This window comes from Acinetobacter sp. 22512 (genome assembly GCF_052044755.1).
In the GTDB taxonomy this organism is placed as follows: Bacteria; Pseudomonadota; Gammaproteobacteria; order Pseudomonadales; family Moraxellaceae; genus Acinetobacter; species Acinetobacter pittii.
This window is the reverse complement of sequence record NZ_JBQENP010000022.1, coordinates 40,348-50,764: the sequence shown is the minus strand read 5'-3', so window position 1 is coordinate 50,764 and position 10,417 is coordinate 40,348. Positions and strand designations below refer to the sequence as shown.

The window sequence follows — 10,417 nt, the reverse complement described above, 5'->3', positions numbered from 1 at the left end:
GAAAATTATTTCGATTAATCAATCAGTAAAAATCCACACAAGTTGTTCTTCAATTCTCTTAATGATTTTTCTGCTCTTCGTCAGAGACAGAATTCAACGCAATACTAAGCTTTCATCTCAACCCTGTAAGCTAAGATATTCTCGTGTATCGCGTCGGGATGAGTGCATTATAGGGAAAAAAAACTGGTACGCAAGCACTTTTATAAATATGCACATTCGACCGGTTCTTTTTCAGCCAAAAAAAATCTCAAAAACAAACAAGCATATGATTTATATAGTTAATTTATTTTTGAAGAGTTTTAAACTTTATATCTACTATCTTTATAGACTGTTTTGGTACGTTTTGATGCATGCCATAGTTTGATGTAGGGACCTGAACAATACGGTCAACCACATCCATTCCTTTAATTACTTTTCCAAAAACTGCGTAACCCGCATTACCCGCAGAACGATTTAAAAAATTATTATCTGCAACGTTTATGAAAAACTGACTAGTAGCTGAGTTAGGATTTGCAGTACGAGCCATAGCCAACGTTCCGCGTGTGTTAGCAATTCCATTTCCAGCTTCATTTTTGATAGGTGCTCGCGTAGTCTTTTCCTGCATATTTGCAGTAAGTCCACCGCCCTGCACCATAAAACCAGGAATTACGCGGTGAAATATCGTATCTTTATAAAAGCCTGACTTTATATAGTCTTTAAAATTCTTCACACTGTTTGGTGCTTTATCATCATAAAGTTGTATTTCAATATTGCCTAAATTTGTTTGCATTTCAACTAAAGTGTCAGCCCAGACTGAATGGCTGCTTATACCCAAACAACATAACATTAATAATTTTTTCATATCTTCCTACAATAAAATGCAAAACTTAATGAAGGATAAATTTAATCATCTATATAAAAGAATTCTAGTGAGTATTTATTATCTTTTATTTAGTACTTTATATTTTAGATTTGAGTATTAGTCCACGTTCCACGTGAAACATGGACTAAACTTTTATTTAACTATTTTTATCCCAGAACTTTCTGAAGTTCTTACTGATCTCGATAGTATATCTTTTTGCCTTTTTCGAAATAGGTGTCAAGTTTATAAAACCGTGGGTTTGATCTGGATATTCTTCATAATGCATTTTGACGCCATTTTGTCTTAGCTTATAGCTATAAATTTTCGCTTCGTCATGCAGTACGTCATGACCAGCCGTAATCACGAAAGCTGGTGGGTTCTTTTTCAAATTACCATAGGTTGGGGAAATAATCGGATCGTCTAATTCTACATTATGCTGAGTTGCATAATATTGGGTAACATAATTGATATCATTATCTGTTAAAACCAATCCTTCGTTATAGGCATAGAAAGAAGGATGTCGACTTTTAAAATCAACTGTAGGATAAATGAGAAGCTGTGCTTGTGGAGCATAAGGTTTGTTTACTGATCGTTGAGCCACAACCGTACTGATATTGCCGCCTGCACTATCCCCTGCTACAGCAATACGATTTTTTAATATTTTTAGTTGTCTGCGATTTTGATATACCCAAGCTAATGCATCTTCACATGATTGGATTAAATGTTGAGGTGAGACCTCAGGTGCAAGTGGATAATCAATACTGAGTACTTGTACTTTTGCATATTTTGCCAATATACGACAAACCTCATCATGAGTATCTAAACCACCTACAACGAACCCTCCCCCGTGATAGAAAACAATCAGAGGTAATTTTTTATTCGGTGAAGGATGATAGTGTCTTGCGAAAACAGTTCCACTTTGAAGCGGCAAACGAATGTCTTCTACTGAATCAATTTCAGTTGATTTCTGGCGTATAGCCAACATTTGTGTATCAAACTGCCGTCTAGACTCAATAGGATCTGAACCAATGAAACCAATACGTCCCTGTTTAATTTGTACGGCCATCATACATTTAGTAAACGAGTCGAGCTCTGGGTATTGGTAGGCATATCCAAGGATTTTGGCAAGTGACTCTTGAGCTAATCGAGGTAACTTATCAAGAGCTCGAGCAGCAGGCCCTTGGCCCTTATCTAGCAATGTTTGAATTTTTTGATTAAATGCTGTCATGCCTATCTCCATGAATTCCTCTTATCCTTCATATTTTCTACAGAATTCTTTGTTGTTTGACTATATTCGCATACAACTCATGTAATCAAGATACAAAGGTAAAAACCAATCTACGCTAATCTGATTTATAGCAAATGTCATTAACAAATCTGTCGTTTAAAACAGGACTTTTTTGCCAATTATTGTTAACAGACAAAAGGAGATTGTGCTATGTCAGCAAAACTAGTTGTTACTTTATTAGCAACCAGTCTTTTAACTGTAGGTTGTGTTGCTTATACAGATGATCCTTATTATCGCGGTGGTTATGGTTACCATGATCATGATGATGATCGCTATGACCGCAATGATGGACGTCGCTATAGTGACTGGGAACGAAAACGTTGGGAAGAGCGTAAGAGAATATACGAACAACAACGTAAAGATGCTCGCGAACAGGATAGAAATCGTCGTGAGTGGGAAAAAAGACACCGTGAATGGGAGAAGAAAAGATTAGAAGATCGTGATCACAATCATAGAGATTATCATGATGATGACTAAAATCTATGGGAATATGGAAGCCCCAAAGAAAAAATCTCTTGGGGCTTTTTTGTTGAGAAATCCACATTCTCTTGACTATAGAATAATGAGTAGCAGCTCATTTCATATATAAATCGGCATCTTGAATATATGTACTCTATAATCTTTTAACTGTTCTTATCGCTAAGAATTACTGAGCAGTTGCAGAACCTGAAACAGAACCAGAAGCACCAGCATCAACTTGACCTGGTTGTGCTTGACCAGAAACACCTGCATCTACACCAACACCAGCTTGTACGCCAGATGGGCTAGCGCTAGTTTGAGCTGAACCTGATGCATTTAAGCCAGCTTCAGATGCACAACCAACAGCTGTAAAAGCAACACCAGCAAGTACTACAGAGATAAGACCTAATTTTTTCATAATCACTTTCCTTTCATTACGACAAACATTTAAATGCAAAGTTCATCTTCGCGCTGCCTATAATTCACAATTTTTTTTTCTGGCGTGCGTATCATTGGTTGTCTTTTGTAGTAATAGAAGTACAAATTGTGCAATTTTTTATTAAAACCTCTTCCTTAGCCTCACCTCTACCTTTTATATAGAAGCTATAACTTAAGCTTTTGTTTATTTTTATCAATTTCTAATTTTTATCTTAGCCTTTTACTCTCGTTAAAAATTTTCTCTTCATAGAAACGCTATATAAGGTGCGTAGAATGTTACACAGACTTTTTACTTGAAAATGCCTTATTTCATAAAAAAGCCGAGGATAGACCACGGCTTTTTTAAAAATTTATAGTGTTTCGATTCAAATTATGGCCATTGCATCTCGCCTTTTACAACTTTTGCACCTAGCTCTAAGCTATCTACACTCTTTAATGTTGGATATTGTTTCTGCATGAGCTGACTTAGCTCACTCGCGTTTTTACTTACTTTGACCGCTTTCTCATAGCTCTTGAGATAGTCGATAGAGAAGTTAACCGCATCCAAACCTTGTGGAGCTCCCTCAACCATATGAGCTGGAACAACTGTTTGAGGTTGGAGTGATCTAATACTTTCTAAAGCTTGAATCACTTCATTGCGATCTTTAACTTTTGGCGTATCTGCCATCCATAAATGAATACCTGAAGAGACAGGAATACCGCCTACAACAGCTTTCGAAGAAGGAATCCATAAATAAGTAAGTTCTTTCTTACCTTTAATCTCGATTGACTCATTCTCTAGTTTTAAAGTTTTAGCAGCATAAGCTTGAGGCACAATAATTTGGCTAGGCGCATTTGCACCCATTTGTGGGCCCCAGTATTTTACTTTAAGCGCTTGAGTATCTTGGATATGTTTAACAGTTTCTGGTGTTGCAATGATTTGTACATTTGGGAAGTATTGTTTAAATACATCTAAGCCAAAGTAATAGTCCGGATCGCCATAACTTACGAAAATTGTCTTTAGTGTTTTACCGCTATCGAGAATATCGGCAGCAATACGTAATGCTTCAGATTTTGAGAATTGTGCATTCACCAACAGAACTTCTTTATCGCCTTCAATTAAAGTAGAAGTCACGCCGAAATGTTCGGGTTTAGCCAGAAAACTTTGGATCTTCAAATCTTGCGCAAAGGCTGAGGAAGCTACCGTTAAAGCAGTAGCAGTTGCTAGGGCTGAAGCAGTTAATTTAAAAAATTTCATTATGTATCTCCAATTTCATGAGAAATACTTTAAATTGCAATTCTTGTAAGATAAATGCACTAAATTAAGATAAACTGTTGCATATATTGTAATAATGATAAAGCATATGGACACATTAAAAGCCATACACGTCTTTGTTTCTATTGCTCAACATGGCAATTTAACCAAAGCCGCCGAACATCTAAATTATTCCCGTGCGATGGTTTCTCGCTATCTTGAGCACCTAGAGCACACCTTCTCAACTCGACTATTTCAAAGAAATACCCGAAAAATATCTCTCACTCCAGCGGGTGAAAAAGCCCTACTCTACTGCGAGAATATTTTACAACAACAGCAACTTTTACAAGAGTTAGCCGCACCCGAACAACATAACGGTACGATTCGCTTTACTTGTGGTTTATTTTTATTTCAATTAGGGGTTGGGGAATGTATTCGCCAATTTAAACAGCAACATCCACATATTCAATTTGATGTATATCTAACTGAAAATACGATGGACTTAATTGATGCTCAGGTCGATTTAGCCTTACGTATAACGCAAAAAGTTGCCGATGGTTTAATTGCACGACCTGTGTGTCAAATCGAGTCTGTATTCTGTGCTCATCCTGATTATTTAAAGCAACACAGTCCCCTCTCCCATCCAAGGCAACTTATTCAACATGAATGTTTAGCCCACCATAGCCAACATCAATTTTGGACACTTTTTGATACTGAACAGCAACCTCAGAACTATCCTTTAAACGTCACCTTTAAAAGTAATGATGTAAATGCGGTTTATGACATGTGTGTACATGCTCAAGGTGTGGCAATGTTACCGACTTTATTAGTTAAAAAAGATTTAAAAGAAAAACGATTGGTTCCTTTATTTAAAAACTATTCGGCTCCTGAATTAAGTTTGTCGGTGGTATATGCTTCAAGACAACATTTACCCAAAATAACTCAGGAATTTATTGCTTTTATGATCGAAAATTTAGATTTTTACTTAAAACCGCAAAATTAAAAGTTTTAAATTGCCGTGTACGCTTGAATTTTTAGGCAATGCCCATACTTCATCCCTATTAATGAATTACAGCATATGCATGGCAGTTCAGGTTTTACCCAGTAAATGCTGATGCCAAAAGGACTGTACATGTTTAAAAACCCATTTAAACGGAGATCATCAATGGCTAATGAGCAAAATGAGCAAGCTCAAGACATTCAACACGAGCAAGCAGAGCAATCTAATGAGCAAACTCAGGCTGAAGGTGTAGAGCAAGCAAACGACGTTACCGTTGAATCTTTACAAGCGCAAATCACCAAATTAGAAGAAAGCCTAAAACTTGAAAAAGCACGTACTGCAAATGCAGTTTACGAAGCACAAAAAAGTGTAGAGCGTATTCAACGTGAGTCTGACAAGCATAAAGAGACTGTGCTTGAAAAATTTGCAAAAGAATTACTAGATTCTGTTGATAATTTAGAGCGTGCAATTCAAGCAGCTGGCGATGAAGAAACACCAGTACTTGAAGGTATTAAACTAACCTTGAAGTCGCTGTTAACCACACTTGAAAAATTTGGTGTTGTAGAAGCTGATACAAAAAATGGCTTCAATGCGGATTTACATCAAGCTGTAGGTATTGACCCAAATGCTAAAGCGAATGAAATCGGTAGCGTTTTACAAAAGGGCTATACATTAAACGGTCGCTTATTGCGCCCTGCTATGGTTATGGTTGGTCAATAAATAATTTTTTGAGAGTTTTTAGATTTTTTTTTCGCTAAAACGCTTGAAAAAAATAGATTCACTCTCATATCGGATAACAAGCAAAAACATTGCAAAAGAATTTTTGAGGAAAACGTCACATGGCAAAAATTATTGGTATTGACTTAGGTACTACCAACTCATGCGTTGCTGTACTTGAAGGCGATAAAGTAAAAGTAATCGAAAACGCTGAAGGCGCACGTACAACTCCATCGATCATTGCTTATAAAGATGGCGAGATCTTAGTAGGTCAAAGTGCTAAGCGTCAGGCAGTAACTAACCCGAAAAATACATTATTCGCTATCAAGCGTTTAATCGGTCGTCGTTATGAAGATCAAGCGGTACAAAAAGATATCGGTCTTGTACCTTATAAAATCATCAAAGCAGACAATGGCGATGCTTGGGTTGAAGTAAACGATAAAAAATTAGCGCCTCAACAGGTTTCTGCTGAAATCTTGAAAAAGATGAAGAAAACTGCAGAAGACTATTTAGGTGAAACAGTTACTGAAGCAGTTATTACTGTTCCTGCTTACTTTAACGATGCTCAACGTCAAGCAACTAAAGATGCGGGTAAAATCGCTGGTTTAGACGTTAAACGTATTATTAACGAACCAACTGCTGCTGCACTTGCGTTCGGTATGGACAAAAAAGAAGGCGACCGTAAAGTTGCAGTTTACGACTTAGGTGGTGGTACTTTTGACGTATCAATCATTGAAATCGCAGACCTTGATGGCGACCAACAAATCGAAGTGTTATCAACAAACGGTGATACTTTCCTTGGTGGTGAAGACTTTGATAACGCATTAATTGAATTCTTAGTTGAAGAATTTAAGAAAGAACAAAGTGTGAACTTGAAAAATGATCCACTTGCGTTACAACGTTTGAAAGAAGCTGCTGAAAAAGCAAAAATCGAGCTTTCTTCATCTAACGCAACTGAAATCAACCTTCCATACATCACAGCTGATGCAACTGGTCCTAAACACTTAGTGATCAATGTAACACGTGCAAAACTTGAAGGTTTAGTTGCTGATTTGGTTGCTCGTACAATTGAGCCTTGTAAAATCGCACTTAAAGATGCTGGTCTTTCGACTTCAGACATCTCTGATGTGATCTTGGTTGGTGGTCAGTCTCGTATGCCACTTGTACAACAAAAAGTACAAGAATTCTTTGGTAAAGAGCCACGTAAGGACGTGAACCCTGACGAAGCTGTTGCAATCGGTGCTGCGATTCAAGGTGCGGTATTGTCTGGTGACAAAACTGACGTTCTTTTATTAGACGTAACACCATTAACTTTAGGTATTGAAACAATGGGTGGTGTATTAACACCAATCATTGAGAAAAACACGACGATTCCTGCGAAGAAATCACAAGTGTTCTCTACTGCTGCTGACAACCAGCCTGCTGTAGACATTTCAGTTTACCAAGGTGAACGTAAGATGGCTCAACAAAACAAATTGTTGGGTAACTTCCAATTAGGCGATATTCCACCTGCTCCACGTGGTGTGCCACAAATTGAAGTATCTTTCGACATCAATGCTGATGGTATCTTGAAAGTATCTGCTAAAGATAAGAGCACTGGTAAAGAGCAATCGATCCAGATTAAAGCGAACTCAGGTTTGTCTGATGCTGAAATCGAAGCAATGATTAAAGATGCTGAAGCGAATGCTGAAGAAGATCGTAAGTTTGAAGAACTTGCAAAAGCGCGTAACGAAGCTGATGCATTAATTTCAAGCTCGAACAAAGCTGTTAAAGATCTTGGTGATAAAGTTACTGAAGATGAAAAAACAGCTGTAAGCACTGCCGTTTCTGAACTTGAAGCAGCAACAAAAGAAAATGATGTAGAAGATATCAAAGCAAAAACTGAAGCTTTACAAAACATCTTGATGCCTATCACTCAACGTGCTTATGAACAAGCGCAACAAGCTGGTGGTGCTGAAGGCTTTGATCCAAATGCATTCCAAGGTGGTGATGCGGGTCAACAAAAAGCAGATGATGGCGTTGTAGATGCTGAATTCACAGAAGTAAAAGATGACAAAAAATAATTTGTTTCTTTAATAAAAAACCGCGCTTAGGCGCGGTTTTTTATTATTTACAAAAAGTAACAATAAGTTTTTTAATAATATTATTCAAAAATTTCTGTCAGAAAGATCAATGATAAAAACTAAATATTTAATTTTAAATAATATTTTTTTGTTAAAAAACCACTGTTATTTACTACATTAATTATTTGATTATTGCCAAGTCTGAGAACATCTTTTTTAATTTTTCGACCAATATCACAAACCTCACCTAATCTATTGAGATTTTTATCGTTTTGACGAATTAAATTAAGTAGCTAACAATAAGATTTATTTATATTTTTTATTTTGCCATGAAAAAATTTCTATGGTGGGGATTGAGCTTATGCTTATGCATGGGCTTACAAACAACACTTTTTGCTCAAAGCAATCTGCCAATTCATTCATCTCATCAGCCTTTAAAATACCGAATTGCTTTTATTGATCCGCGGTTTCAACTTACTAAAGAACAACTAGTTGAGGTAAGTCGGCAAGCTGCTGAAATCTGGCAAAAAGAAACTGGAAAGACCTATTTTATTTATGATTCACAGGCTCAATTGTCAATTAACTTAATCTATGATGATCATCAAATGCTTAAGGATGAACAACAAAACAATTTGGATGCACTTTTGCAAAAGCAGGAAGCTTGGCGCATTAAAAATGAAGAAATTGTTCTAAACAAACAGCAAGTTACTCAACTATCAAGTGATTTAAACAAGAAAAAGGTCAGTCTAAAAGTTGAGTTTGAACAATATCAACAAGATGTAACGCGCTTTAATCAAGGAGAACATCAATACTCTAATGCCAATAATTTAAAAGAATGGCAAAAACAACTAGAGCAAAAATCGGAAGAGTTACAAAATGAATCCAATAGTCTAAATTTTAAAATTCAATCACTTAACTTAAAAATTAAAGAGCTAAATCGAGAGCAAAGTGATTTAAGCGCTTTAAAAACACAATTCAAACTAAAGCAGAAAACGAGTATTCAACCCTTCCATAAAGGTTTATTCAGTCAAAACCAAATTCAGATTTACGGTTATGCTTCTTTAAATGACTTACGCTTGACCCTTGCTCATGAACTTGGGCATGCTTTAGGGCTAAAACATACGACTGATCCTAAATCTTTAATGTATCCCTATTTAAAAGAGCAAGATATTCATAACTTTAAATTGACAGATTCAGATTTAGATTTATTAGGTTCAATTTATAGACCAAATTAAGGAAAAATCGTTAAAGTTAACTGATTAAAAAAAACTAAATAAAACCCAATATATTAAATTTTTCCTAAAAAATAATTTGGCATTTGGTAAAAAATAATGAGACTAAAGTCTCATTTATTTTCCTATTTTGTACGTTTTTTGATTGATTTTTCATTTTATATTCTTATAATACGTTTTTTTTAAAATCTCCCCCCTTCGATTATGCGTTTAACATCTTTGTTATTAGGCGTAGCCTTTGCTTTTTCTAATTTTCAGGCTAATGCTAATCTTGCCACTCCAACTCATACTCAAATTCAGCAAAAAGCAGGTCAACATTTGACTTACAAAATTGCTGATATTGATCCACGTTTTGGTTTAAGCCAAGACCAATTAATTCAAATTAGTCAACAAGCTGCGGACATTTGGAAGCAAGGTACTGGACAGGATTATTTTACTTATGATCCAAATGCAAAGTTAGAAATTCGTTTAGTTTACGATAATAGTCAAAGCCGTTCTGAACAGCGTCAAAAAATTGCAGCTCAGTTCCAACAAGAACAGCAACGTGTAATTGATGAACAGCAACAAATTAAGCAATTGAAGCAAACCCTTGGTCAAACTCAAGCCGACCTTGAAAATAAGAAGCAGATTTTGAATGGAAAATTGAAAAATCTTGACCAACTAATGATGCAACTTAACCAAGGCAAATTAGCACCTGAATACAGCGCTAAATCTTTGGCTAAAACTCAGAAAGATTTGCAAAAACAAACTGTTGCTTTAAAGAAAGAAATTGCTGCATATAATGAGCAAGCTAAAGATTTAAATGTCAAAGTGACTCATTTTAATCAGATTAACAATGAGTTTAATAATTCATTGAACCAATTTAAGCAAAATGCTCAAGCGGATGTCTTTAAAAAAGGTATCTACAACGGCAAACAAATTGTGATTTATGAGTTTAAGTCTATTGATGATTTACGCTTAACAATTGCTCATGAGTTAGGACATGCACTTGGTTTAAAACATAGTGATCAACCAAATGCATTGATGTACTCAGTACGTAAAGATGGTGACAAAAAAATCACTGGACTTACGGATGCTGACCGCGATCTATTGAGTGCTTTACCTCAATAATTAAAAGCTTGATATAAAATGATGTATCTATTTCT

General features: G+C 35.9%; 9 protein-coding genes and 1 pseudogene. 6 read left to right on the top strand and 4 right to left on the bottom strand.

The genetic code is table 11. From position 1 onward, the window contains the following. Nucleotides 1–283: 283 nt before the first annotated feature. On the bottom strand, nt 284–841 hold the full coding sequence (locus tag ACTJJG_RS16765) for a peptidylprolyl isomerase (protein ID WP_032057536.1): 558 nt from the start codon (nt 839–841) through the stop codon (nt 284–286). 157 nt (nt 842–998) lie between these two features. Then, nucleotides 999–2,069, bottom strand: coding sequence for an alpha/beta hydrolase (locus ACTJJG_RS16760; RefSeq protein ID WP_032057538.1), 1,071 nt, complete (start codon nt 2,067–2,069; stop codon nt 999–1,001). Nucleotides 2,070–2,279: 210 nt separating this feature from the next. Here ACTJJG_RS16760 and ACTJJG_RS16755 point away from each other — a divergent pair, with 210 nt between their 5' ends. Continuing rightward, nucleotides 2,280–2,606: a hypothetical protein gene (locus ACTJJG_RS16755; protein WP_017399657.1), complete on the top strand. Its 327-nt coding sequence runs from the start codon at nt 2,280–2,282 to the stop codon at nt 2,604–2,606. 169 nt (nt 2,607–2,775) lie between these two features. On the opposite strand, the gene ACTJJG_RS16750 is transcribed toward ACTJJG_RS16755, so the two are convergent. Beyond that, complete coding sequence (locus ACTJJG_RS16750) at nt 2,776–3,006, bottom strand: hypothetical protein (protein WP_000733015.1); 231 nt, start codon at nt 3,004–3,006, stop codon at nt 2,776–2,778. A gap of 390 nt (nt 3,007–3,396) precedes the next feature. Then, entirely contained in the window at nt 3,397–4,263 is an 867-nt protein-coding gene (locus ACTJJG_RS16745; protein WP_032057541.1) for an MBL fold metallo-hydrolase, read from the bottom strand. Between the two features lie 106 nt (nt 4,264–4,369). Here ACTJJG_RS16745 and ACTJJG_RS16740 point away from each other — a divergent pair, with 106 nt between their 5' ends. The 5 genes and pseudogenes from ACTJJG_RS16740 (at nt 4,370) to ACTJJG_RS16720 (ending at nt 10,382) form a co-directional block, all read left to right on the top strand. Then, nucleotides 4,370–5,263 (top strand): LysR family transcriptional regulator, encoded by an 894-nt coding sequence (locus ACTJJG_RS16740; protein WP_032006002.1) that lies wholly within the window; start codon nt 4,370–4,372, stop codon nt 5,261–5,263. A 162-nt stretch (nt 5,264–5,425) separates the two neighbouring features. Continuing rightward, nucleotides 5,426–5,980: a nucleotide exchange factor GrpE gene (grpE, locus tag ACTJJG_RS16735; RefSeq protein ID WP_002115470.1), complete on the top strand. Its 555-nt coding sequence runs from the start codon at nt 5,426–5,428 to the stop codon at nt 5,978–5,980. A 119-nt stretch (nt 5,981–6,099) separates the two neighbouring features. Beyond that, nucleotides 6,100–8,040 (top strand): molecular chaperone DnaK, encoded by a 1,941-nt coding sequence (gene dnaK, locus ACTJJG_RS16730; RefSeq protein ID WP_002115449.1) that lies wholly within the window; start codon nt 6,100–6,102, stop codon nt 8,038–8,040. A gap of 329 nt (nt 8,041–8,369) precedes the next feature. After that, nucleotides 8,370–9,275, top strand: coding sequence for a matrixin family metalloprotease (locus tag ACTJJG_RS16725; protein WP_005072548.1), 906 nt, complete (start codon nt 8,370–8,372; stop codon nt 9,273–9,275). 96 nt (nt 9,276–9,371) lie between these two features. After that, nucleotides 9,372–10,382 (top strand): annotated as a pseudogene (locus ACTJJG_RS16720) (M57 family metalloprotease). Nucleotides 10,383–10,417 lie beyond the last annotated feature (35 nt).